The organism is Anabaena lutea FACHB-196, from assembly GCF_014698305.1.
GTDB lineage: Bacteria > Cyanobacteriota > Cyanobacteriia > Cyanobacteriales > Nostocaceae > Anabaena > Anabaena lutea.
The window spans coordinates 57,114-81,411 of record NZ_JACJST010000002.1; the positions used below are offsets into that span (position 1 = coordinate 57,114).

General features: G+C 39.4%; 22 protein-coding genes. 8 read left to right on the forward strand and 14 right to left on the reverse strand.

What is annotated here, in order from left to right:
* Positions 1–20 precede the first annotated feature (20 nt).
* Complete coding sequence (locus H6G59_RS02510; protein ID WP_190711603.1) at positions 21–593, reverse strand: DUF3611 family protein; 573 nt, start codon at positions 591–593, stop codon at positions 21–23.
* 145 nt (positions 594–738) lie between these two features.
* Between H6G59_RS02510 and H6G59_RS02515 the strand changes: the two genes are divergently transcribed.
* Positions 739–1,269, forward strand: a complete 531-nt coding sequence (locus H6G59_RS02515; protein WP_190711604.1) for a cofactor assembly of complex C subunit B — start codon at positions 739–741, stop codon at positions 1,267–1,269.
* A 456-nt stretch (positions 1,270–1,725) separates the two neighbouring features.
* Here H6G59_RS02515 and H6G59_RS02520 read toward each other — a convergent pair whose 3' ends face one another.
* On the reverse strand, positions 1,726–2,043 hold the full coding sequence (locus H6G59_RS02520; RefSeq protein WP_071188373.1) for a DUF3155 domain-containing protein: 318 nt from the start codon (positions 2,041–2,043) through the stop codon (positions 1,726–1,728).
* A 121-nt stretch (positions 2,044–2,164) separates the two neighbouring features.
* Between H6G59_RS02520 and H6G59_RS02525 the strand changes: the two genes are divergently transcribed.
* Positions 2,165–2,326, forward strand: coding sequence for a hypothetical protein (locus tag H6G59_RS02525; protein ID WP_190711605.1), 162 nt, complete (start codon positions 2,165–2,167; stop codon positions 2,324–2,326).
* Positions 2,327–2,626: 300 nt separating this feature from the next.
* Complete coding sequence (locus tag H6G59_RS02530; protein ID WP_190711606.1) at positions 2,627–3,979, forward strand: GAF domain-containing sensor histidine kinase; 1,353 nt, start codon at positions 2,627–2,629, stop codon at positions 3,977–3,979.
* 146 nt (positions 3,980–4,125) lie between these two features.
* Here H6G59_RS02530 and H6G59_RS02535 read toward each other — a convergent pair whose 3' ends face one another.
* Entirely contained in the window at positions 4,126–5,367 is a 1,242-nt protein-coding gene (locus tag H6G59_RS02535; RefSeq protein ID WP_190711607.1) for an S-layer homology domain-containing protein, read from the reverse strand.
* A gap of 350 nt (positions 5,368–5,717) precedes the next feature.
* The gene (locus tag H6G59_RS02540; RefSeq protein WP_190711608.1) at positions 5,718–6,407 is read right to left on the reverse strand and encodes a conjugal transfer protein TrbI; all 690 of its coding nucleotides are present in this window, start codon (positions 6,405–6,407) and stop codon (positions 5,718–5,720) included.
* Positions 6,408–7,189: 782 nt separating this feature from the next.
* On the opposite strand from H6G59_RS02540, the gene sbcC reads away from it, so the two are divergent.
* Both sbcC and H6G59_RS02550 read left to right on the forward strand, forming a co-directional pair.
* Positions 7,190–10,213 carry an exonuclease subunit SbcC gene (sbcC, locus tag H6G59_RS02545; RefSeq protein WP_190711609.1) on the forward strand — a complete coding sequence of 1,008 codons (3,024 nt, stop codon included), beginning with the start codon at positions 7,190–7,192 and terminating at the stop codon, positions 10,211–10,213.
* Positions 10,214–10,979: 766 nt separating this feature from the next.
* A complete protein-coding gene (locus H6G59_RS02550) occupies positions 10,980–12,881 on the forward strand; it encodes a putative bifunctional diguanylate cyclase/phosphodiesterase (protein WP_190711610.1) in 1,902 nt (633 codons plus the stop codon).
* A 14-nt stretch (positions 12,882–12,895) separates the two neighbouring features.
* Here H6G59_RS02550 and H6G59_RS02555 read toward each other — a convergent pair whose 3' ends face one another.
* Together H6G59_RS02555 and H6G59_RS02560 are read right to left on the reverse strand one after the other, a co-directional pair.
* A complete protein-coding gene (locus tag H6G59_RS02555) occupies positions 12,896–13,387 on the reverse strand; it encodes an SH3 domain-containing protein (protein WP_190711611.1) in 492 nt (163 codons plus the stop codon).
* A gap of 395 nt (positions 13,388–13,782) precedes the next feature.
* On the reverse strand, positions 13,783–15,294 hold the full coding sequence (locus H6G59_RS02560) for an AAA family ATPase (protein ID WP_190711612.1): 1,512 nt from the start codon (positions 15,292–15,294) through the stop codon (positions 13,783–13,785).
* A 44-nt stretch (positions 15,295–15,338) separates the two neighbouring features.
* On the opposite strand from H6G59_RS02560, the gene H6G59_RS02565 reads away from it, so the two are divergent.
* Positions 15,339–15,476: a hypothetical protein gene (locus H6G59_RS02565; RefSeq protein WP_190711613.1), complete on the forward strand. Its 138-nt coding sequence runs from the start codon at positions 15,339–15,341 to the stop codon at positions 15,474–15,476.
* 128 nt (positions 15,477–15,604) lie between these two features.
* Here H6G59_RS02565 and H6G59_RS02570 read toward each other — a convergent pair whose 3' ends face one another.
* The gene (locus tag H6G59_RS02570) at positions 15,605–17,590 is read right to left on the reverse strand and encodes an AAA family ATPase (RefSeq protein WP_190711614.1); all 1,986 of its coding nucleotides are present in this window, start codon (positions 17,588–17,590) and stop codon (positions 15,605–15,607) included.
* 184 nt (positions 17,591–17,774) lie between these two features.
* On the opposite strand from H6G59_RS02570, the gene H6G59_RS02575 reads away from it, so the two are divergent.
* Entirely contained in the window at positions 17,775–17,987 is a 213-nt protein-coding gene (locus H6G59_RS02575; RefSeq protein ID WP_190711615.1) for a glycosyl hydrolase family 31, read from the forward strand.
* Between the two features lie 115 nt (positions 17,988–18,102).
* Here the strand turns inward: H6G59_RS02575 and H6G59_RS02580 are convergent, their stop codons facing one another.
* The 7 genes from H6G59_RS02580 to H6G59_RS02610 form a co-directional block, all read right to left on the reverse strand.
* Positions 18,103–18,609: a YceD family protein gene (locus H6G59_RS02580; protein ID WP_190711616.1), complete on the reverse strand. Its 507-nt coding sequence runs from the start codon at positions 18,607–18,609 to the stop codon at positions 18,103–18,105.
* A 73-nt stretch (positions 18,610–18,682) separates the two neighbouring features.
* Complete coding sequence (locus tag H6G59_RS02585; RefSeq protein ID WP_190711617.1) at positions 18,683–19,222, reverse strand: Jag family protein; 540 nt, start codon at positions 19,220–19,222, stop codon at positions 18,683–18,685.
* A 2-nt stretch (positions 19,223–19,224) separates the two neighbouring features.
* Positions 19,225–20,376 (reverse strand): membrane protein insertase YidC, encoded by a 1,152-nt coding sequence (gene yidC / locus H6G59_RS02590; RefSeq protein ID WP_190711618.1) that lies wholly within the window; start codon positions 20,374–20,376, stop codon positions 19,225–19,227.
* A gap of 226 nt (positions 20,377–20,602) precedes the next feature.
* Positions 20,603–20,989 carry a PH domain-containing protein gene (locus H6G59_RS02595; RefSeq protein ID WP_190711619.1) on the reverse strand — a complete coding sequence of 129 codons (387 nt, stop codon included), beginning with the start codon at positions 20,987–20,989 and terminating at the stop codon, positions 20,603–20,605.
* On the reverse strand, positions 20,976–21,398 hold the full coding sequence (gene rnpA, locus H6G59_RS02600) for a ribonuclease P protein component (RefSeq protein WP_127054625.1): 423 nt from the start codon (positions 21,396–21,398) through the stop codon (positions 20,976–20,978). The genes H6G59_RS02595 and rnpA overlap by 14 nt, the downstream gene beginning before the upstream one ends.
* Before the next feature lie 25 nt (positions 21,399–21,423).
* A complete protein-coding gene (gene rpmH / locus H6G59_RS02605) occupies positions 21,424–21,558 on the reverse strand; it encodes a 50S ribosomal protein L34 (protein WP_015081067.1) in 135 nt (44 codons plus the stop codon).
* 169 nt (positions 21,559–21,727) lie between these two features.
* Positions 21,728–22,240 (reverse strand): DUF2808 domain-containing protein, encoded by a 513-nt coding sequence (locus H6G59_RS02610; RefSeq protein ID WP_190711620.1) that lies wholly within the window; start codon positions 22,238–22,240, stop codon positions 21,728–21,730.
* Between the two features lie 870 nt (positions 22,241–23,110).
* Here H6G59_RS02610 and H6G59_RS02615 point away from each other — a divergent pair.
* Positions 23,111–24,265 (forward strand): Re/Si-specific NAD(P)(+) transhydrogenase subunit alpha, encoded by a 1,155-nt coding sequence (locus H6G59_RS02615; RefSeq protein ID WP_190711621.1) that lies wholly within the window; start codon positions 23,111–23,113, stop codon positions 24,263–24,265.
* Positions 24,266–24,298 lie beyond the last annotated feature (33 nt).

Consider the following 24,298-nt stretch of genomic DNA (forward strand, 5'->3'; position numbering starts at 1 on the left):
TTATGCTAAATCCATACTTTTCATGGTTTAGTAATGCGATTCAGTAAAAACAGGGACACAACCAGTCCGGCAAAATGGGCTGAGACAGTGTTTATGTTTGCCTGCACTACCAGCATATCTAAACCGCTAATAATCCGGGTGGGGTCAAATAGTTGGGTAGTTACAGCTTGGGGAGATATAGACCTCGCTACTAGTGTACCGACTATTGCTTGCGCCCCCAACAAAGTCACTAGTATTCCTCCTAAATTCACCCATAGTCCCAAGCGGATTACCTGCATAGTTTCAAGTTTACGCGGGCGGTTGCTAGGATTGGGGGATTCTAGTTGTTTGCCAATTCTAGTGTAACGATAGGCTAGGTAAATGCCCCCACCTAACACCACTATTCCACAAATTGCCAGAAATACACCAAATCCAGTTCCTGGATTATTGTTGGGACTACCTGCTCTTTGACTGAATATGGCGAATAATAAAACTATGATCCCAGAGATAACACCCAGTACTAGTTGAATCCAAAAACTAATCCAACCTGCCAAGCGAAAAATTTGGGCAATGATCCGGAGATTAGAGGATGGAGCTTCGGAATTTTGTGACATAAGGGACTGGGGATAAATTAAAAATTAAAAATTAAAAATTAAAAGTTCCCGAAAATTTCTATTTGCGGATTTTTTTCTGTTGTCCGTAAATTCCAGAATAATTGATAATAGATAAATCTGAACAGTCAAAAATTAAGAATTATTTATGGATACTGCTATTGTGCAATCTACCCTGCTGCTAACTTTATTATTATCGATTGGATTGTTTTTCTTTATTCGTGCTGCTACCAAAGACCGGACCGAAAGAGCGCAATTAGTTTCTGAGCAAGATGAAACGACTTTGATGAACCAATTAAAGGAGTATTTTCGCTCCCGTTCTTACCAAGTCACATCCGTAGACAGAGAAAAGAACCAAGTGATTTTTGAAGGTTTTGTCAGACCTAGCTGGTTTTTAGCTATATTTTTGACATTACTGGCAGCGGTGGGTCTTGTTTGCTTATCACTGGTTTTGTCGTTTCTTTTTTCTAGCCAAAGTAAATTTCTGTTGTTACTAGTCCTGCTTTCACCTTTGAGCGGGTTATTCTATTGGCAAAAAGCTGGAAGAATTGAGAAAGTGTCACTCAAATTGGAAACAATCCAGGAGGAACAACACTCCTCAACCAAAATCACTGTTACTGCCCATCGAGATGAACTTGCTGAGTTACAAAGGGCTTTACAGTTAAAGACGGATGACTGAAGGTTGGGTTTTCAGATCATCACTCAATTAATGATGAGAGAGACTTCTGACTGACTTTTGAGGACATGAAATAGTAGGGAGGAGGCAAAACAAATCGGGGATTGCCAGTTTGCCTGACGAGTAGTTTCGTAAGGAAAATTGAGATTCGTTGGTAGAGTGTGTGGGCGATTGAAGCTCTGAGAGTACCACTCTACGCTTCGCTTTTCAATGCCTTTGACTCTGTCGCTACTCCCCGCTGCATCAGCATACTAGATAGATATCAACTCCCCCAACTAAGCAGGCTGAAAAGGAGTTGATCATCTAATGTGGAGAAGCTCGACTGGCGGTTTTTCAGCTACAAACTTAAAAAAAATGGAATTTTTGCATAAACTGATCAATTTGGCCAGTTAATTATTGTCAGAGTCAGAAGTTAGAAGTCAGAAGTCACATTCAAGACGGTAAATAACCATTTACAGGTTATCGACTAGCTACAGCAACTAGTTCTTGTCCAGTCGGAGGTTCTAGAACTCGCAAGCTGGGAAACAAGAAATGATTCTCTTCTACGTATTGAGCGCCAAACAGTCCTTTTTCTGCCCAGAAATAACGGTCTGTTGTGTGTTCGTTGCGTTTTACAAGTAGCAAGGCCGGTGGCAAAATACCTTCAGCTTGAATGAACTTTCTTGCTGCTGTCACAGGTTTATCTTCGCCGCTTTCGATGCTATATTGAGGCACATGCTCCAGAATTCGTCGTCCTTCCTGGCGACGACGACTCTTCCTTTTACGTCTCCTTGCCAACCTATTGTCCTCCTCTTTCAAGCTATAAGATTGTAGTGATAGCTACAAAACCCGTCGTAATTATATAAGTTATAGTTTAAAAAATCAATGGTTTTTAATGTTTTGATACAAGGAATGTAATATGGTTGAATTTAGAGTAATTCTCAGTACCTATTACACCTGCTCAAAGAAAAACTATGGCAATCCTCAATCATCTGCTTTTCAGGCACGCTACCCAAACGCGAGAAAGTTGGAAACAATTGGGCGAATAGAATATATCATCCGGCAAGCTCCGGCAAGCTAAGAGCCTTAGCGTTAACTTAGGGTGTCGTGGGCATAGGATAATGTGCCTTGAAGTTGCCAAATCCCAGCCTGGGAAAGACGCTCTTAGGCTCTGATGTAGTGTAAATGATAATCAGCATAGTTCCTCTGAAAAAAACCAGCTTTTTTCCATTTTGCTAATAAATTGCAGTGGTAATATCATTCCCCAGAATCAACCATGAGAGAGAAGATTTAGTTAAGCTGTATTAAGTGAGGTCGGAAAAAACATAGCATCTTTTTTAATTTTCCCGGCAATTCTGTAACCCTGAGCAAGAGCGAAAAAATGTTAATGTCTGCCAGTTCGGATTTTATGGCTCTGTGTCGAGAGCAAATATCGTTACTAACTCAAGGGCTGGGAGCTTCTTTGAGTGTTGTCTATTTAACTCAAGAATTGGTAGAAACGTCAACAGGTGAGGCGCAATTGATTCCTGTGGTTGTCTATCCAGAGACGGGAGTATTAAGGCAGGGGGATGAATCGGCTGAGGGGACTGTAAACAAGCACATACAAACTGGTAATGTTTTGGCATTACCGAATCGCCGAAAATTACTGACAGCAGGAGGATTTTCTCCTCATCCATCACAGGAATCTGGTACGAGAAATACAGATGAAAGCAATTTCCAGGAGGAATATCTACTCACTGGCAATCAAATTGTTTTACCTTTGATTTATGAAGGTGTAATGATGGGTTTATTGGTGACTGGTAGGGAAGACAGAGCCTGGAATGAACGGGAGGAAAGTCAAATCCAGCGGATAGCTCAGACTATGGCGATCGCTTGTATTTTAGATCAACGTCGAGCTTGGTTACAGCAGCAGCTGCATCAACAACAGATTCTGCAAGAACAGCAACGGGATTTATTAGATAACCTTTTGCACCAGTTTCGTAACCCTTTAACAGCTATCAGAACTTTTGGTAAACTGCTATTTAAGCGACTGCGACAGGTAGATCCTAACCGAGATGTAGCGACTAGTATAGTGCGAGAGAGCGATCGCCTCCAAGAGTTGCTGCAACAGTTTGATCAAGTCATTGATTTAACAGAAGCAGATTTAACTGCAATTTCTCTGCCAGAATCTGAGTTTGTTGTTGAGGCATCTGTGCAAAAATCTCCCCAGCAGGTACTACTATTGCCTGGTACGGGAGAAAAGATGACTTATTGTTCATTAGCAGAGTTGTTAACACCATTATTAGTATCGGCTCAAGCCATTGCCCAAGAGCGAAATCTGCAATTGATCACAGATATTCCTAACAACTTACCATTTGTACAAGCTAATATCAAAGCATTACGAGAAGTTTTGAGTAATATTATTGATAATGCTTTAAAATATACTCCGGCTGGCGGCAAGATTGGGATTCAAGCCGGACAAAAAAGAGGAAATTTTCAAGGTATAGCTATTAGTGATAATGGGCCTGGGATTCCCCCAGAAGATTTAGAGCATTTGGGGGAAAGACATTACCGAGGTGTTCAGGCGCAAACAGAAATTCCTGGTACGGGTTTAGGGATAGCGATCGCTAAACAATTAATAGAGCAAATGCAGGGCAAAATTGAGGTTTTTAGCCCTGCACTCCCATCAGATTTGACTACATTCTCAACCCCAGGAACCACAGTTATTATTTGGTTACTTGAAGTTATTAATTAGATATTTCTAATCAAGAAGAGAAACCCAGAAAAAGCGCATTTTCTCTGCATTTATCTGCGGTTAATTATTCTTTTTTTGGTATTTCTCACTCTTCTGTATATTCGCTATTGGTCATGAATTATGGGACATGAGCAAATAACCAATCACTATTGAAGAGAGATTACGAGGTTTTGATCGACTCTCATATCTAAATCGGTGTTAGGTTCAATGGCGATTAAATCAATACTAGTTTTACCAAAGAACAGACCAATTAATGCCCCAATACCAGCACCACCTAAAACTTCTTCAGTGGCAATAGCGCGATCGCCTGTAACCGCAGATACACCTGCGGCAGCGGCTGCTCCCAATACGGTATTTTGGAGAATTGAACTAATATTACTGCCTTTTTTGACAGTTTCAGTTTTGGTAATTACATCAGAAGAAGCACTAATGTTATATTCTTTACCTGTGGTCAAAATTAATTTTTCAGCAACAAATTGAGAACCACCTTGAGCCGGTTTGAGTTTACCAATAACTTGACTACCAGCGGGTATCACCACTGTTCCATCTTGGGTAATTACGTTTTGTGATGTTATCAGAGTTAAAGGTGCAGTTTCGTCTTTAGTGACGAGAATTTTTTCTGCCTGTTCATACTTCACAGGGATAGTAGTTCCTTGCGGAATGGTGACAGATGTGAGTGGGGGTGGGGTAACTTGAAGAGAGACAACATAAGGTGAGTTAATTACTGAGGCTTGATTAGAACTAACCAAGGCTTGGTAAATAAACGCGGCTACTTGCGCCCTAGAAGCTGTAGTAGTGGGATTAAGGAACTTGACATTAGGATAGTTGACGACAATTTGCTTTTGAGTAGCCGCAGCTATGGGACTACGAGCATAGCCGGAGATATTAGAGGCATCGTTGAAATATTGCAGAGTTGCTTCCACATTGCCGGTGCTAACATATTCCAAACCATTGGCAAGGGAAACTAGAACTTGTTCACGGGGAATAGCTTGGTTAGGTCTGAATTGGTTGCCAGGATATCCAGATAAGAAACCGATGGTGTAGGCTTGACGAATGGCGTTGTATGCCCAGTAGTTGCTGGGTACGTCATTAAAATTAATTGCTGGTCGTTGTGCTGATCTGTTAAAAGCTTTATTGATCATCGCGGCAAATTGAGCGCGTGTGACCGGCTCTTCTGGACGGAATGTACCATCAGGAAATCCGGCAATTACACCTCGCTGGGATAATTGCTGAATAAACTGTGATGCCCAGTAGTTAGAGGAAACATCAGAAAAACTAGTTTGAGCGTATGTGGGTGTAGCTGTAAATAAGGGTGCTACTGAACCTGCTGTCACACTCAAAGCCATGATGAGGGCTGTTTTTGATTGCCATTGATTTAAAGTAAACATTGGTATTACTCCTCTAAAATTATTTTTTCTTTCTGTTAACTGCATCTGTTAACTACTTAGACCATTTTGACAATAAACGGTTCCCACCAGTTTATATATTTGGTAACTACTTTTACTTATAGCTTCTGTACCATTGGTTATAGTATCATGTTTGGTTGAATACTTAATCATTGAAATTGATACAGAAACTTGCAAGAAAAGGCGGATATTATGGTATAAGTTTTGGGCTGTTGGTCTTTAGCGATAAGGTAAGTAGACATGACTGAGTATACAAAATCAAGCGATCGCACACAATATTTACAGTAGCGATCGCTATTTAAGAGTTATTAGAGTCACGACTTCAGTTAAGTCTAGTTACGAGGTATCACCAAATTTGACTGAAGTGTGATAGATAAATCATCTTCTGGCTGAAGAACAAAGACATCAACAGATTTTTTCCGCAACAGTACACTGGCTAAAGCACCAGCAGCACCACCAGCAATAGGTTCTAACACTTCAATCCTTTTGTTACCTGTCAACAATGAAATGACGCTAGCAGCACCTGCACCAATAGCTGCATCAGTTAATATTTGTCCAGTATCGCTACCTTTGGAGATTCTTTCAGTTTGGGAGATTGTTTGAGAATTAGCATTAATTTGTAACCGCCGCCCTGAGGAGAATACCAATTCTCTGGCTACAAAACGCACACCTTTATTATTATTGCTGCCGTTCGGATAATTATTGTACAGGTTAACAGGTTCTAGCTGTCCAACAACTTCTGTATTAGCGGGAATTAAAACATTTCTGTTACTGTCGATAATGTCGTTGCGTATTCTCAATGTTAGGGGGGAAGTTTCCCCTGGAGTGACAATTACTTTCTCTTTTTCGTAAGTGACAGGAAAGGTGACTCTTGCAGGAATAGTTGTTGTTCTGGATTGATTCAGATTGAATCCTTGTGCTTGAACAGGCTCAAAGGTAAATAAGGGCGTAGCTGCACCAGTTGTAATTGCTATTGCCATGAGTGCAGCGGTGCTAGATTTCCAACGATGAAGACGACTCATAAAGTGGGTTCCAAATAATGTCTGATTGATATCTGTTGTGACGTGGATTTATGGGGATAGTTTCTGATATTTTTTCAACTTTAGATTCCACTTTTTCCCCAGTGGATCAGTCTGAATGATGTGGTTAATGTATGATCGTGACACTAAATTTTGAGCTTACTAATGTGGGTGCAGTAATGGCTGATTAGAGTATTCTATGACGTAAGTTTGCAGAGATTGTTCCTGAAGTTTTTTCTATGGCTTATTTATGCATATATTATCAAGTCCGTCTCTGCTCAAAAAAACTGTCTGCGTCTCCGTGTCTGTCCATTTGTATCAAAATTATACTAAAGACGGCTGGGAACTTTACTTTTAAACGCAGAGGCTCGCTGAGGTAAACGCAAAGGTACGCAGAGTTTTTGTTCAAGTTTTCGCTCTCTGATTTATGCAATACTGTCAAGTCCAGATATTAGCCGTTTTTAGTCTACGTAGGTTAAGTTGACGCACAGAAACCCAAAATCATCAAAGCTGTTGTTATATCAATTCACTTAATTAAAGCTGCAAATCATTCTCCCCTTCTCCGCGTCCCCGTGTCTGTCCATTGTCCCTTAACCTAACCGACAATTTTCTTGATTAATTTCTCATCGAACCATCAAATAGGAAAAAATCAGTCTCTGTATTGTAAATTTTTGTAAAATAGATGTCTTCAAGACTAGAAACCTGTTGTTTGAATCGCTAAACTAACAAAGAAGTGCATCTGTACTGTTAATTATTAAAATTGTAAATGTGGCGCTATAGCCTGAATGATCCCAGTACAACTTATCCTCAAAAACTTTCTTAGTTACCGTGATGCAACTTTAGATTTTGGCGGTTTGCATACGGCTTGTATTTGCGGTTCCAATGGTGCGGGTAAATCTTCTCTTCTGGAGGCTATCACTTGGGCAATTTGGGGTGAAAGCCGTGCCACGGTGGAAGATGATGTGATTTATTCTGGAGCAAAAGAAGTCAGAGTTGATTTTACTTTCCATAATAACCAACAAAAATATCGGGTGATTCGTACCCGTCTGCGAGGTGGAAATAGCATCCTAGAATTTCAAATTGAAACACCTGCGGGCTTTCGTCCCCTAACTGGTAAAGGAGTCAGAGCAACCCAGGATGTGATCATACAACATATCAAGCTCGATTACGATACTTTTATTAATTCGGCTTACTTACGTCAAGGACGAGCCGATGAATTCATGCTCAAACGTCCCAATGAGCGCAAGGAAATTTTAGCGGAGTTATTAAAACTCAATCAATATGATGAATTAGAAGAACGAGCAAAGGATAGTTTTAAAAAGTACAAATTTAGAATAGAGGATTTGGAGCGTTCTTTGGAGGGAATTAAAACCCAACTCCAACAACGGGAGATCACAAAGACGCAAAGAGCAGAGTTAGAAACCCAACTGAATAACCTACAACAGATGCAAGCTTTGGACAATATTCAATTACAAAGTTTACAAGTTGTCCAACACCAACACCAAAACTGGGAACAACAACTGAGTTTTGTGCGGCAACAATATCAGAATCTTAGCCAAGATTGCGATCGCTTGCATCAAGACCAATTAGCTGCAAAATCCCAACTTGCAGATTTACAAGCAATTCTTAGTCAAACAGCCGAAATTAAAGCTGGATACAGTCAATATCAAAGTCTGCGCTCTCAAGAAGAAGTTTTTGCTGCCAAATTTGAACAACATACCCGCGCTACAGGTTTACAACAACAACAGCAAAAACAGCTGAATAAACAAATTCAAGAAATTGAACGTCAACTGCAACAAGCCGAAGCTCAATTAGAAGCTTTAGAACAACAAGAGCGAGAAATTCAGCAAACTCTCACCAAATCCTCAGAAGTAGAAGCAGCTTTAGCGCAATTAGCTACCGCACGCAATCATTTGACTAATTTGGATCAATTGCAAATGCAAGTGAATCCTTTGTTACAACAACGAGCCACTTTACAAAGTCAATTAGATCGCACTCATGCTGGATTATTAGCGCGACTAGAACAACTGCAAAATACAGAAAACCAACTCCAAAATCAACATCGTCGTCAACCCCAGCTACAACAAGCTGTAATGGATGTGGGTGTGCAAATTGAAGCATTAGAGAAAAAACGGGTTTATTTACAGAGAGTGCAAGAAAAAGGACAGGAACGCAGACACTTTATCGAACGTTTGCAAGCTCACCAACGGGACTACGAAAAATTACTTTCAGAACTAGAGCAAAAATTGCAAATGCTCCAAAATCCCAATGCACTGTGTCCATTATGCGAACGTCCTTTAGATGAACATCACTGGAATCGAGTCATTGAAAAAACTCAACTTGAATACGACGATACCCAAGGACAATTTTGGGTAGTGCGAGAACAAATGGCGGTTTCAGATAAGGAAATTCAGGTATTAAGACAAGAATATCGAGATATATCTCAGCAATTATCAGCTTATGATGCTTTAAGAGAAAAACGAGGACAATTAGCGGCACAGTTGCAAGCGACAACGGATATCCAAACACAACTACAACAAATTTCGTTGGAAAAAGAACATTTAGAGCGTTCTTTACAAGGTAATTACGCCCCTGAGAAACAAGCAGAACTTCAACAGTTAGACCAATATTTGCAACAACTTAATTATAGTGAACAAGATCATGCTTTAGCTCGAAGTGAAGTTGAGCGTTGGCGGTGGGCAGAAATTAAACAAGGGCAAATTAAAGAAGCAATTAAGCGTCAAACTAAATTAGCTGCTAGAAAGCCGGAACTGCAAACTAATATTGCCCAACTGAAAAGTAGAATTCAAGAAGAACAAACAGATTCTGATATTGCTAAACAGATAGAAGCTTTAACTGAGGAAATTGCAGAACTTAACTACAGTGCTGAGGAACATAATCGCCTGCGTCAAGCTGTTCGTGAGCTTCAATCTTGGCATTTGCGTTATCAACAATTATTATCTGCTCAGGAGCAATATCCTCAATTGCAAACGAAATTGCAGGATTTGGCAACTTCTCAACAGAGCAGATTAGCAGAACGGCAAAATTTTGCCGCACAAATTGACGCTATTGTGGAGCAGTTAAAAGCAACAGCTAATCCCATCGCCCAAATTCAGGTTTTAGAGCAGCAATTAGCAATTCGTAGGCGCGAACTTGATGAAAAAATCGCTAAGTTGGGGCGTTTAGAACAAATGGCGCACCAATTGGAAATGCTGCAAAGTCAGTATGAGCAAGAGCAGGAACAACTGCAAGCTTGTAAGCAGCAGCAGCGTGTTTATCAGGAATTAGCGCAGGCTTTTGGTAAAAATGGTATCCAAGCTTTGATGATTGAAAATGTGTTACCTCAACTTGAAGCTGAGACAAATCAACTGCTTTCGCGGTTGAGTGCAAATCAGTTGCACGTACAATTTGTGACGCAGAAGGCGGGAAGGAGTGGGAAGTCTAGTAAGAAAAATGCCAAGTTAATTGATACATTAGATATTTTAATTGCTGATGCTAGGGGAACGCGAGCTTATGAAACTTATTCTGGTGGGGAAGCTTTTAGAATTAACTTTGCGATTCGGTTAGCGTTGGCGAAATTATTGGCGCAGCGTGCGGGTGCGGCGTTACAGTTGTTGATTATTGATGAAGGGTTTGGAACTCAGGATGGGGAAGGATGCGATCGCTTGATTGCGGCGATTAATGCGATCGCTACTGATTTCGCCTGTATCCTCACTGTAACCCATATGCCCCACCTCAAAGAAGCTTTTCAAGCCCGGATTGAAGTAAATAAGACTCAGCAAGGTTCACAGCTATCTTTACTCGTTTAATTTACTAAATCATAACTCGGCTTTGGTGTTCGTTTAAAGACTTATAATTAGGGCTGACACTCTGACGCGGTGACACTCTGATACAGTGAGTGTGTTTGATCAACAATTTAGTCAGATTTGATATAACTTGACATTGTGTAAGTTTATTAGTAATAATACGGGTGCTAGAGTTAAACGTCCACTAATACCGTTTCACTTTAAGGTTGATACAAATGGACTGACGCGGTGACGGGGAGATTCATTTGTAGCTTTAATTAAGTGAATTGATATAACAAGCATTCAATATTGCAGATTACCCTGCAATAATATTGTACAGACTGTAGATTACTGCAAGCCTGTGATGCTCTTCCCTATTTATGATAGTGTTCCTTAAAAAACAACTGTTTGAGAAACTGATTGTATATGCAATCTAGCTTATCAATAAATCACCTGAAGCATTTGAATAGGGTCAAATAATGTTGTTGCATTTAATACAATAAGTTTAAATTACAAAAAACATATTAATCTGTTTACAGAGTGTGTAATTGAACTCATCTCTGCTAGGAGATAAAAGCTGCAATTAAAATACATATTACTATGGGAAAGCCACCCACCAAAGAGACAAAAAGCCAATTTTATCAGCTTTTTGCATATTGAATTGTGTAGACATACAGTAGATTATTTTAACTTTTAGGATGCTGTACTAGGTTATAAATCAGGGTTATTCATGCAGAATCAAAAATAAATAATAAAAAAACATAAGCATTCTACTAGAGCAAAGGCTAATATGATGATTGTAATATTCGGGGTGTTAATCTGCTTGGGAATTCAGTTAATTGTTTTAGGCATCTTAAATTTTGTATTATCTAACTTGCGTAATCAAATATTATTAAACAATAATTTATTTAATAAACCTGAAGATTATTTATTAAAGAAGATGCAATTAGAAATTGCTGAACGCCAGCGCATTCAACTAGAATTAGAAAAAATATTAGCTTTACAACAAGCGACACTCAACTCAACTGCGGACGGTATTTTAATAGTAGATAATCTAGGTAAAATTATAGCCTATAACCCAACTTTTCTGCAAATGTGGCAGATTCCCGAATTATTAATTAAGTCTGAAAATTACAGCCAAGTACTAAGATTAGCCATCAAACAACTCAAAAACCCCAGACATTATTTGGAGATATTAAAAAAAATCAGTCAAGATCCGGATACACAAATCACTGAGTCCATTTTTTTTCAAGATGGAAAAGTATTTGAACCTTATTCCCAGTGGACTTATATTAGTGAAAAAAAAATTGGAAGAGTTTGGAGTTTTCGCAATATCACAGTCGAAAAATTAGTATCAGACACAGTGAATTATCAAAATTTATATGATTTTTTGACGAATTTACCAAACCGGGAATTATTCAAAAATACGCTCATTACTTCTTTAGAAAAAGTCCGTAAAAATGGTAAATTAGCTGTGTGTTTTTTGGACTTAGATCGCTTTAAAAAAATCAATGAAACTTTAGGCTATGCTATTGGTGATCAATTATTACAAATGGTTGCCCAACGCTTAACTGAATGTTTACGTGAGGGTGACATTGTTGCCCGTTGGGGAGGTGATGAGTTTACTATTTTGTTGCCAGGAATTAGTGATATCAAGGATGTACATTTAATTCAAGATCAGATATTTGCAGCTTTTAAACAAGGATTTCAGATTGAAAATCACCACTTAAATATCAGCGTCAGTATTGGGATTGCTATCTATCCTCTGCATGGAAAAGATGCAGAAACATTGATAAAAAATGCTGATGCAGCTTTATATTGTGTGCAATTACAGGGACGCAATAACTACGGACTATATCACACAGGTATTAATTCACAAGCTTCTGAATTGTTCATGTTAGAAAATAGCTTGCATAATGCCTTAGAGCGACAAGAACTTGAAGTTTATTACCAACCGCAGATCAATAGTTCTACGGGTGAAATTATAAAAATGGAAGCTCTATTGCGTTGGCAACATCCAGAAATAGGTTTAATTTCACCAGCAAATTTTATACCTATTGCTGAAGAAACTGGATTAATTTTACCAATTTCTGAATGGGTTTTAAAAACTGCTTGTTTACAAACTAAAGTATGGCAAAATGATTTGAATTTGCCATCTCTATCAATTGCCGTCAATCTATCAACCCGACAGTTCCAGCAACCAAACTTAGTTGGTATGATTAAAGAAATATTATCGGAAACTAAATTAAAAACAAAATATTTGGAGCTAGAACTTACTGAAACTGCTGCCATGCAGGACGTTGAATTAACTAAAAAAATTTTAAGTGAATTAGGGGATATAGGAATTACTATCTCGATAGATGACTTCGGTACAGGATATTCTTCGTTAAGTTATTTGAAAGATTTTCCGATTCATGCATTAAAAATTGACCGTTCTTTTGTCTGCAATCTAGCAAATAGCAATAGCGATACAGCAATTATAACAGCGATAATTGCCTTAGCTAATGAACTGAATTTAGCAGTTGTTGCCGAAGGAGTAGAAACTCAAGAACAATTTGATTTATTACGACTTCTCGATTGTGAAGTTATGCAAGGGTATCTCTTTAGTTATCCCTTATCAGCAGATGATGCTACAATTATGCTAAAAGAATATCAACCAAAAAGAGTTAGGAACTCTTTTCTAGTTGGATAAAATTAGGTTCTGATTTATTGTTGTTCTTCAGATCGTTTAATATTAGCTGCTTTTACCCAACCTTCTTGATTAGTACCTTCAACGCGAATTTTTTGCCAAACTTTATCCGAACTTTCTTCTAAAACGATGATTTTTTGATTAAAACCAACACTACCATTACGTTCAGCATCTTGTTTCGGTTCGGTTCGCAAACGTAAACCTTGAGACCAAGTAACAATACCTTGGTAAGCCCCTGGTGGTAATGAATCAGGTGATTCTGTGGGGGTAGGAGTGGGACTGGGAGTAGCTTCTGTCTTAGGTGTAGGCTTGGGAGTGGATGTAGTTTTTACCGGAGTTACTTTCGGTTTGTCAGGTTTGGGTTTGGGATTATCGTTAGCAAATTTGGGTCTTGCTGGGGGTACAGAGGTGCGATTGACAAAATAGAGGGCTACTGTCAGTCCGCTACCCAATAAGACTGCGATCGCTAGCACAACACCAAGTATAAATTTAAGTAAGCCAGAAAGCATAGTTATAACCTCTAGTCATTTATTAGTTATTAGTTAACAGTTATCAGTTGTCTCCTGTTCCCTGTTGCCTTTTTTAATCAATAGTCCATATTAATTCATGATTAACTACGAACTATTGATTAAGTAGGATTGACTAAATTATTATTGCAGCAGGGCGAAAATCACTATCCACTTAAAAAAGGTTTACTCAGATGAGTAATACCGTTTCACTTTCAGGTTGATACAAATGAACAGACGCGGAAGGAGACGCGGAGATTCATTTGTAGCTTTAATTAAGTGAATTGATATGAACAAGCCTTCTTCCCTACTACTTGGCTGTCTTCAGCCTCCATCCAGACTGCCTTTTTGCATGATGACATTTGGGATTGAATGCTTTGAAGGCGCTGAAGAAAAAATTAACGTCTCGAAGAGAAGGTATCATTAAAAGGATTATGCTTGGAAGCCAGACGCGCTCTCCCAGCAGCAGCCCATTCTTGCAGTTTTTGAATTTGCTCCACCGCAGTTCTTGCCAAAGGTATAATTTGACTAGCAGATTCTAAAACATCATCGGTGGTAAAGTCACGATTTTGGCTAAATCCGATATGCATCGCTTCAATTAAGGTTTGCTCAATCTCTGCGCCCGAAAAATCAGGGGTTTCGTAAGCTAACCTATCAATGTCATAGCCTTTCAAGTTATGAGGACGCAATCGGGATAAATGGACGTTAAAAATGGCTTTTCTCTCTTCTTGGCTGGGTAAACCGACAAAGAAAATTTCATCAAATCGCCCTTTCCGCAACATTTCTGGAGGTAAGGCTTGGATATCGTTAGCGGTACAGACGACAAACACGGGGGATGTTTTTTCGGCTAACCAGGTGATAAATGTTCCAAATACCCGGCTAGTTGTTCCTGCGTCACCTTTACTACCCAAACCGGAAAAGGCTTTGTCAATTTCATCAATCCACAAAATACAAGGTGCGAGGGCTTCTGCTACTTGAATCATTTGGCGAGTGCGGGATTCTGATTCACCGACTAAACCACCAAATAAACGCCCTACATCTAAGCGTAACAGAGGTAAATGCCAATTATGTGCGATCGCTTTGGCTGTTAAAGATTTACCAGTTCCCTGAATTCCCACTAACATTAACCCACGGGGGTGCGGTAATCCGTACTGTCGCGCTCGTTCTGTAAATGAACCACCCCGACGAATCAGCCAGTCTTTGAGATTATCAAGTCCCCCTATATCAGAAATCTGCTCAGTGGCGGGGTAAAAGTCCAGGATTTGGGTTTGGCGGATAGTTTGGCGTTTTTCCTCCAAAACTAAATCCACGTCCTCTGGTTGTAATTCTCCGTGGGATGCTAAAGCCCTGGCTAAAACTCGGCGTATCCGTTCCATAGATAATCCTTGACAAGAACGCACCAAGTCATCAAGAAATTTACCAGAAGGTGAGTTACCAGTAGCTTGTAATAATCGTTCTACCTCGGTTTTAATTTCTGGTGCTGCGGGTAAGGGAAACTCAACCACCGTCAACACTTCCATTAAATCGTCAGGAATAGCAATACGTGGCGATAATAAAACAATATTTTTCGGTTGGGATTTGAGGAGTCTGGCTAAGTTGCGGAGTTTACGAGAAATAGCCACATCCTCTAAAAAACGGTGATAATCCCGGAGAATTAAGACTGCTGGGGCGGAAGGGGGTAATTTTTCGATAAATTCCAAAGCTTGTAAGGGATTACGCTTGCCAAAGCCCACATCATTGGGATTTCCTTGATAACCATCGACAAAATCCCAGGTATATACGGGGCGATTTCCTTGGTTTGTGGCTTCTTCGCGGATAGCGGCTTCTACCCGTTCTTCTTCGTAGGTGGGGATGTAAATCAGCGGGTAGCGGGCGCGGAGGAGGAGTTTAAATTCGTCGCGGAAGTTCATAAGGTAGTTGTTTGGTGATTTGTTATTCTCCTATTTTTAAGGTAATGAACCACGAAGGGGCGAAGGAAGCGAAGGAAGAGTTTTGTTTCACGCAAAGACGCAAAGGTGCAAAGGCGCAAAGGAGGAGTTTAGTCTTATCCGCCTGGGAATTAATTCCCAGTCTCATAGCGGAAGTCGGTTAAAACCGACTAAATAATTATCAAAAATTCAATATTTTCTCAGTCGTCTTTAGACGACTTTTGCTATTAGCCTGAGATTTCAATCTCAGGCGGATATGGGCGATAGTCGATAATTATGGTTGTCGGTGCGATCACTCTTCATAATTAAGCATATTTGCAATTTCGTTAGCAAGTCCAGACAAGAAATCAGGTTTTTTTTCAACTAGCCATTTTGTAAGTTTGTAAGAATGGTTATAAGGTTCTCTTGTTTTATGAAACGTTAATTTTGACCCAGATAATTCTCTGAATAAGTCTGTAAGAAGTTGAGAACCATGAACTTCAGATAACCACTCTTTTTCTGAATATCCTTTTTCCTGCTTTTTTTTCTCTAGCCATTCTTCAACTTCAACACTTGTAAGATTTATTGGCAATGGTTCTGGTCGAGATTGATTATCTTCATTGAAAACTGCTGCAATTGCTTCTGAATCGAGTAAATAATTTTCATACATCCGTCGAGACAAAAATTCAACAGGTTTTCCACTTTGCCTCTGCCACTTATCCTTTTCTTCTTCTGTTCTATTTTCACTATCAAACAGAAAGCCAATTGCAGGAGGAAATAAGTCTGTTCCCCCGCTCAATTTTTGATAAATATCAAATATAAGACTAGCACGTTTACCTTGAAAGTCAGCAGTATTAATCACACCGAGTATTTTAGTACCTCTCAACTGCTTTTTTAATACCTTTTCAAGTATTAGTGGAAAACATATCTGTTCAGTTTTTCCCTCTACCCAAAGGATATTATCAGCACCAAAAACATCAGATAATCTAATCCCAAGTTCATATAAAATTTCTTTTTGCAACTCTATATTTTTTGCATCTATGACTGATGCAGTTGTTTCACAATTTTCATATTGCAGCTTGATAATATTAGAAGGATCAGCCGTTGTTATAATTTCTGAGGAATGAGTTGCAATAAAATATTGATGCTGTGGAAATTGTTTAATAGTCTCTATCAGCTTTTTAGCCGCACCTGGATGTAAAAACGATTGTGGTTCATCAATAATTAATGTTCTAGGTTCTTCTGAAGAAACTAGAATATATACAATTGCTAAAACTTGGCTAACTCCACTTCCACATGAAGATAGAGGAAGTGATAAATCATCTCTGTTAAGTTCTTCGGTAATCCATACTCTAATTTCAACCTCTGAATTATCTCCCATTACTACAGAAATATACTTTATTTCCTCTAAAATGCTTGAAACTATTTTATTAAACTGCGAGAAAGTCCCTGGTTTTTTACCCGGCAATATAGATAATACTTCAGCAAGATTAGAAGCATCTGATTTTAGTTGATCATTATTTTCAGACTTGCAAATACCAATATTTAGACGTTCAGATTTAAATCTATAACTACGGCTTACAAAAATGTCAAATAATTTCTTGCCTATGCTGTCCTCAATTGTTCCTTTATAATTAGAAAATTCTCCTTCTAATCCATGATCATATTCATTATATTCAATAGTTTCAAGTTTCAAGTTTCCATTATCATCATAATTAAGTTTGTAAAATGTTCCGCTATCAAAATTAAAAGTTGTTTCATAAGAATCAAAATTAAGTAATTTAATAAGACTTGTTGTCTCTAATTGTTTAGAGCTATTTAAAGTTAAATTTAATTTACAAGGATCTGAGTTTTTTAGAAAATCTTGAAATTTTTTAAATGCTTCCTTTGTTTTGTCATTAAAAAATTCTACTTGCGTTAATGGTTCTCCTGGCGAAGTTGCACAATGATATTCATAATCATCATAGTATAGTTGAGGAATACCAATATGAGTATTAGAATAAATCTCCTTAATAAAATTTTGCAATTCCTCTTTTTCTATACATAAAGTAATTTCTATCCTCGATTTGTCTTTTATCCTAGAACTCTTATTTGGTAATCTCTTTATTCTACGAGGATGATTTTCAAAATCCAGAATTCTATGCGGCTGATTTTCAAAATCCAGAGTCAGCACCTCAAGTAAAGATGTTTTACCCGCATTATTTCGTCCAACAATAATATTGACACCTGGTGAAAATTCCATTACCCCAGAGTCGAAATAAGATTTATAATTAAATACTCGCAGCTTCTTGATATACATCTTGTGTCGTTTATTTACTCAGTTAATTATATTATTGGCGATTTCACTTAATTTGCCAAGTAAAATTAAATAAAGTCAGTATAGTGGTGTGTTAGACACTCAACAGATGTTAATGACGAATAGAGTTAGCCTAGCTTACCGTAGATATCGCTGATATTAAAGATGCTAAAAAGGAGATAAAATAATGACATCAGGACATTTAGCAATTGTTAAAAATGGGAAAATAGAATTAGTAGATCCCATATCTATTCCAGAAGGAACAAAAGTATTTATTATTCCTATTGTTTTAGAAACCGATACAAAAGAAAGAGAAGATTGGAAAAATTTTTCTTTAAATAACTTAAATCAATGTTATGCAGAAAATGAACCAGAATATACTCTAGAATCAGTTAAATAATAAATATTTTAATCCAGACAATAATAACCTATAAAAATAGCGAATATACAGGTTAGAAATGAGGATTAATCCAGCATTTCAAACCCTTTTCGCCTCGCAACTTTCTATCAAATGACTATTCTGGAAGTTGCTTTTTCAAGCTTTGTAAAGAAGCCCAACGACTATCAACAATCTCCTCAGAACTAGCAGCCACAGCATCTACAATACCTGGACAATTGCGATCGCACAACTGACGCTGAGGAATTGCTAAACACATCTGCTCATACAGCCATTCTGTGGGGTAAAAATGACCATCAGGTGATAGAGTTTCCACTAAATCTTCTACAGCTACTTCCATCTCTAAAGGCAAGTGTTCCGTTTGATTAGCATTTTTCTCTAACCAAATTATTTCTTTAGTATTAACAGCCAAACGTTGATTATATTGCTGCAAGCAGCGGTTACAGGTACAAGTAATAATTGCTTCTGCCTGACCGGAAACTTCTAAGTAAGTACCTAGATGTTGCACACGGATAGTGCCACGCACCGGGGTTAAAGTTTCCAAACCAGGCAGAGACTCATTAACTTGAATTTCCTCTGTTCGCTCCGGGGCTTTAGTTAGCTGCGGAATAAAAATAGCGTCCATAGGACTTGTGAGACATCCTCACGAAAAAGTAGGGTTGATGATCAGCAATTGTGCTGATACTACATCTCTGATTTTAGCTCTCATAGCCCGGATCTGTTGGTGATTCCGTCGCCGGACGAACAACCAACAGCCGATGAGGTTCTTTACCCCGACTAAAGGTTTCTAAATCAGGAAAATCCTGGAAAAACGTGTGAATTTGTCGCCGTTCAGCCGAACTAAGCGATTTAATTTCCACTTCTTTACCAGTCAAGCGTACCTCTTGGGCTGCCGCTTCAGCTAAAGTGCGAATTTCCGCTTCTCGTCTGACACGATAGCCATTCAACTCTATGGTATAAGATGCTTGCTGCTCCTCTGGTTGGTTCAAGTTGAGAACCGAATTTGCTAAATACTGAATCGCATCTAACACAGAACCATCAGCACCAATTAAAATTCTAATTTGTTCTGACATCAAGCTGGTTTGATCAATTGTCAACCAATAGCTATCAGTTTGCGGAGACTCTGCGTCTAACAACGAAGCAGTTTCTAAATTACACTTGACTTCGGTAGATATATTAGTGAAATGCAGCAGTGTTTTTAACCACTGCTCACCCCGCTGCATGGGAATATTAGTCATGATCAGCCTGTAGCTTTTTTCTTAGAACTTTTTGGTTCAAACGGCAATTTCTTGGGTTCGGCGCTGGCTGCTTCTTTTTCTTTCTCTTGTATTTCCACCAGCTTTTGTAATTCTTCTGGTAGTGGTTCGCGGGAAAGAATGTAAGTTTGCAGAGTTTGGAAAACGTTACCAATCACCATATACATAAGCACACCAGCTGGCAGGGGGAAGAACAAAAACATCCCAGAAAAAATAACTGGTGTGATTTTATTCACTGTATCCTGTTGTGGGTTGCCACCGCTGGAATTCTGCCCAGAAAGCAATTGGCTAACGTAAAGACTGATACCAAAGAAGACAATCATCGCCACAATATCCCAGTGGATTGTTCCATCTGGATCTTGTGCGCCTACCCTACCTAAAGCATCAATAAACAGAAATCCTTTGTCTGCGGCCAGTCCAGGGATAGAGCCTTGAATTGTCACTTCTCCCGGCTGTAAGGCTTCTACATTACCTTCTGCATCAATTTTAACTCGATCTTCCCCTTTGATGATTTTCCATTCAGGGGTCAATTTAGTTTCTGGATGTTCTGCTAAGAGCAAATCAAATGGTTTGCCCTCCATTGTCTGATATTGGATCTTGGTCTTTTCTCCTACCGCCAACTTGTTGCCACCAGGTAAAATCGCAGTGATTTTTGTGTGTTCCCCATCGGCAATGTAGATGTTTTGTGGGGCAGTGGCAAAGGCTTGGGGTTGAATGCGTTCAATTTGTTCAGAGGGAAAGACTTCTAGGTTAACTGAGTAGTTAACACCAGCAAAAGGCGAACCCCGTAAAGTCGCAAACAGTGCTAGTAGTACTGGCATCTGTAGCAGCAGAGGCAAGCAGCCTGCTAATGGGTTGCCAAATTCTTTTTGGACATTAACCATTTCCTCCTGCTGCTTTTGCGGATCATCCTTATAGCGCTCTTTGATTTCCGCCATCCGCTTTTGCATGACAGGCTGGACAACCCGCATTCGTCGCATACTGCGAATGGAGCCAGCACTCAGGGGATAGAGCGCAAAGCGGATTATCAATGTCAAGGCAACGATCGCTAATCCATAGCTGGGGAAAAAACCATAGAAAAAGTCTATGATTGGCAGCATCACGTTGTTCGAGAGAAACCCGATACCAAAATCCATTATTCTGAATTCAACCTGAGGTACTGTAAACTGAACTGAATCTAATTTATCTAAATCGTGATTTAGGCGCGACTATCACAAGCTACGGATAGCCGCACATGATTTGAAAAAAAGAATTCTAAATGAGAGTAATGAGTGCTGATTCAGTAAGTAGTGAAAGTGTAAAACAGCCGCATAAGAGAAAGCTTTTAACTTATCACTCATCACTGAAAGCTCAGAACTTTTACTAATTGGCACTGCTATATTCGGGATTTTTAGCAGTGATTCTTTCGTTAATGTAGTCATAGACTTCCATAAACTTGGGAACAGCCCGCATTTCCAACCGACTTCCATTTTTGAGGGTAAGTACCATATCTCCCCACAGGCCAATGCCACGAGGGACTTTCACCACTTTGACAATTTCTGAATAGATTACGTCAGTGCGATCGCCTCCCATCCAACCACCAATCACAGAAATTCGCCGATCGGTGATGCGGAAGCGCAGCCACAATGCCCTCACGATAGCCCCAACCGTCAATGGTATACCAATGAGGGTTAGCCCTATGAGCAGGTTGAGAATTAAATCGCCTATATGGGGACCACCCTCATAATAAATTTCTTCACGAATGCCCATGAAAGACCTCAGCTTTTGCCAACAACTGCTCTAATTCTTGCAGAAATTGTTGGCTTACGCACTCAGATTCTGCTGTTGTTGGCTTAACAATTAGCACTAACCGCCATCCTGGGGATAATCTAGGCAACAATTTATACAAAGCTGCTGTAATTTGCCGCTTAATTCGGTTGCGAATTACTGCTCGTTTACTAACTTTGGTGCTAATGGAAATTCCAATTTGCGTGCTGGCTAAACTTTCACAGCCAGTTGGTTGTGGAGTTTTGGGGGCAGTATCCAAAGAAGGCTCTTTTGAACGCGACGGACTTAAGGCTCTCAACGTAAAATGAGAACTATGTCGCCGAATTCCTTCTCGGAAAACTGCCTGGAAATCCTTGCGGGATTTTAATCTATGTGCTTTGGGTAAAGGCACAGTTGCTCTGTTTGCTAAATTTACCCTAAACGCTCAGACGATGACGACCTTTTTTTCTTCTAGCGCTGATCACGTTTCTGCCATCTGGTGTCCGCATTCTGGCGCGAAATCCAGAGGTTCTCTTTCTCTTACGGCAAGTGCCGCCCAGGGTTCTTTGCATACCTTTCTCCTCTTAGACGATTTTTATAAAAAGTCACAATCTGCAATATTACCACTTTACAGGCAATATAAACATATTTCTGGATGGAGTTTCTGGGGATTGGGAATTGGGAATTGGGGAAAATATTTATTTTCCTCTTACCTTCTATTCCCTATTCACTATTCCCTTCTTAAGAAATGCTGATAATCCAAGTTCCAAGGCGACGCAATAGTGGTACATCACCAGGGGAAAGAACTTGACAGTTGAAATAGTAAATTCCCCCAAAGGCTGGATTTTGGACGTTGGATAAGACTAACTCAACAGCGCTACCGGCTGGGACTGGTTCTTCGGGAAATATCTCCAACACCCGGCCTTCCTTGTCCCATTTCACTTCCGACAGGGGAACTTTTTTACCTCTAACTCTGACTTCAACCTTTTTGGGATCAAAAGTTCCTTTGTAATAATTTGGGTAGGTAATGGCAAATTGGGCAACTGCCAATTTCATTTTTTGGGCTGGGACTCTGAGTATATAACGATCTGTGCTATTGGTTTGTCCGCCAAAATCTAACCGAAACGGCAGTTGATTTTCGCTTTTGACACCGCTAAACAGTGTCAAACCAGGTAGGCTCTGCGCCCAAGTCGTAGCTGAAAAACTAGTCAACAAACAGCTAGTTACAGCTAAGGCAGAAAATACGCGTTTCATAGTTGGGCTTCCTTTAGTGGATAGTAGATTTATCAGCTTACGTAACAAAGAGTTTAGTATTCGTAAATAAACTTTACTACTGTATGAGTGAAAATAGACGTTAAATCGCAGCCAAAAGTGCCGAAATAAGTGTACTTAAATTTATTTTTTCCATAAAAATTGGACTATACCTTTAGTTATGCTGGTGGATAGGGGCATTGCGATCGCTAGTTAAATGGCGATAGATTGGTTAAATTCCAACTCTCCAAGTGTCACTAAACTCACGATATCCTGTCTTAAGTCATTCCGTAATCCTAAGTTGCTCTAAACGGTAGGCTCTCTCTCCTCCTGCTTCCCCTACCTGCCAAAACTAATTTGGACGCAACCTTAGTATAAACATCCTTGTTTATTATACGTAAATCACCTAAGAGCTTCCCCTTGTCTTTGATCCAAATATAAATTGTCAGTGTTTGTGGACTTTGTAAAGTTTTTAACAACAGGAAAGCAAGTCTCAATAATTAAGAATTAATTGAAAAAATATTAATCTGGCAAAATTTGATGAATACTGCAAGATGCCAGAAACCAATACCAAAAATTATCAATCCCGAAAATAATCTGAAGACATAGATATAACATCAGGAAATCACCATAAGATGTGCAGTAAGTAAAATAGTTTGTGTGCAAATATTTGGAATTTTGACTTATGTAAGCGGCAGAGTGAAGCTTTGCTTGGAGAAAATAAGAGTGGGAAAGACAAAGTTAAAGGTGAAATCTACTAGAAAAACGAGGGTTGAGATTACTCACCTATGCTTTATAAGTGCGGCAAATCCTTCATCAACAGAGAAATTCCATAGTTAGTAGATATTTAGGTATTTATCTTCAGGAGATTGCATGAAAATAGCAGTTGCTAAAGAAATTGAAGTTTGTGAACGTCGTGTAGCCTTAATTCCCGACACCGTAGCCAGATTAGTCAAACAAGGTTTAGAGGTTTTTGTAGAAACAGGTGCGGGAGAAAAAGCATTTTTCAGTGATGCTGCTTATGAAGCCGCAGGAGCAAAAATTATCAGCGATACTGCCCAATTATGGGGAGAAGCAGATGTTTTACTCAAAGTTAGTCCTCCTCAAGAAAGAGAAGATGGACGATCAGAAATTGATTTACTCAAATCAGGATCTGTATTAATTAGCTTTCTCAACCCTTTAGGTAATCCCGTCGTAGCCCAAAAATTGGCAAATCGCCAAATTACAGCTTTGAGTATGGAATTAATCCCCCGTACCACCAGAGCGCAAAGCATGGATGCTTTATCATCCCAAGCCTCACTAGCGGGTTATAAAGCCGTATTAATTGCGGCTGCGGCATTACCAAAATATTTTCCCATGTTAACCACCGCTGCGGGGACAATTGCTCCCGCCAAAGTATTTATTATGGGAGCAGGTGTAGCCGGATTGCAAGCGATCGCCACAGCCAGAAGACTAGGCGCAGTCGTAGAAGCCTTTGACATTCGCCCAGCCGTCAAAGAAGAAGTACAAAGCTTAGGGGCGAAATTTGTCGAAGTCAAACTAGAAGAAGAAACCGTAGCTGCTGGTGGTTACGCCAAAGAAATCTCCGAAGACAGCAAAAAACGCACCCAAGAACTAGTCGCCGAACACGTCAAAAACTCCGACGTAGTAATTACCACCGCCCAAGTACCAGGAAGAAAAGCGCCACAACTTGTTACCCAAGAAATGGTAGCTCAGATGAAACCAGGTTCAGTAATAGTAGACTTAGCTGCTGAACAAGGTGGAAACTGCGCTTGTACAGAAGCAGGTAAAGATATTGTTTGGAACGGCGTAACAATTATTGGCCCTATTAACCTACCCTCATCCATGCCAGTACACGCCAGCCAACTGTATGCAAAAAACGTCACATCGTTAATGCAACTGCTAATCAAAGACAAAGCCTTGCAAATCAACTTTAGTGACGACATCGTAGACGCAGCTTGTGTTACCCACGCCGGAGAAATCAGAAACCAACGAGTAAAAGACGCTTTGCAAGCGGTAGCAGTTTAGCCCAAACGATTGAAATCGCGGATACACAGGTAA

Bases quoted from the DNA above. Each gene is read 5' to 3' on its own strand.
- H6G59_RS02510 (WP_190711603.1), bottom strand. From the start codon at position 593: ATGTCACAAAATTCCGAAGCTCCATCCTCTAATCTCCGGATCATTGCC.
- H6G59_RS02515 (WP_190711604.1), top strand. From the start codon at position 739: ATGGATACTGCTATTGTGCAATCTACCCTGCTGCTAACTTTATTATTA.
- H6G59_RS02525 (WP_190711605.1), top strand. From the start codon at position 2,165: ATGGTTGAATTTAGAGTAATTCTCAGTACCTATTACACCTGCTCAAAG.
- H6G59_RS02530 (WP_190711606.1), top strand. From the start codon at position 2,627: ATGTTAATGTCTGCCAGTTCGGATTTTATGGCTCTGTGTCGAGAGCAA.
- H6G59_RS02535 (WP_190711607.1), bottom strand. From the start codon at position 5,367: ATGTTTACTTTAAATCAATGGCAATCAAAAACAGCCCTCATCATGGCT.
- H6G59_RS02540 (WP_190711608.1), bottom strand. From the start codon at position 6,407: ATGAGTCGTCTTCATCGTTGGAAATCTAGCACCGCTGCACTCATGGCA.
- sbcC (WP_190711609.1), top strand. From the start codon at position 7,190: ATGATCCCAGTACAACTTATCCTCAAAAACTTTCTTAGTTACCGTGAT.
- H6G59_RS02550 (WP_190711610.1), top strand. From the start codon at position 10,980: ATGATGATTGTAATATTCGGGGTGTTAATCTGCTTGGGAATTCAGTTA.
- H6G59_RS02555 (WP_190711611.1), bottom strand. From the start codon at position 13,387: ATGCTTTCTGGCTTACTTAAATTTATACTTGGTGTTGTGCTAGCGATC.
- H6G59_RS02560 (WP_190711612.1), bottom strand. From the start codon at position 15,294: ATGAACTTCCGCGACGAATTTAAACTCCTCCTCCGCGCCCGCTACCCG.
- H6G59_RS02565 (WP_190711613.1), top strand. From the start codon at position 15,339: ATGAACCACGAAGGGGCGAAGGAAGCGAAGGAAGAGTTTTGTTTCACG.
- H6G59_RS02570 (WP_190711614.1), bottom strand. From the start codon at position 17,590: ATGTATATCAAGAAGCTGCGAGTATTTAATTATAAATCTTATTTCGAC.
- H6G59_RS02575 (WP_190711615.1), top strand. From the start codon at position 17,775: ATGACATCAGGACATTTAGCAATTGTTAAAAATGGGAAAATAGAATTA.
- H6G59_RS02580 (WP_190711616.1), bottom strand. From the start codon at position 18,609: ATGGACGCTATTTTTATTCCGCAGCTAACTAAAGCCCCGGAGCGAACA.
- H6G59_RS02585 (WP_190711617.1), bottom strand. From the start codon at position 19,222: ATGACTAATATTCCCATGCAGCGGGGTGAGCAGTGGTTAAAAACACTG.
- yidC (WP_190711618.1), bottom strand. From the start codon at position 20,376: ATGGATTTTGGTATCGGGTTTCTCTCGAACAACGTGATGCTGCCAATC.
- H6G59_RS02595 (WP_190711619.1), bottom strand. From the start codon at position 20,989: ATGGGCATTCGTGAAGAAATTTATTATGAGGGTGGTCCCCATATAGGC.
- rpmH (WP_015081067.1), bottom strand. From the start codon at position 21,558: ATGCAAAGAACCCTGGGCGGCACTTGCCGTAAGAGAAAGAGAACCTCT.
- H6G59_RS02610 (WP_190711620.1), bottom strand. From the start codon at position 22,240: ATGAAACGCGTATTTTCTGCCTTAGCTGTAACTAGCTGTTTGTTGACT.
- H6G59_RS02615 (WP_190711621.1), top strand. From the start codon at position 23,111: ATGAAAATAGCAGTTGCTAAAGAAATTGAAGTTTGTGAACGTCGTGTA.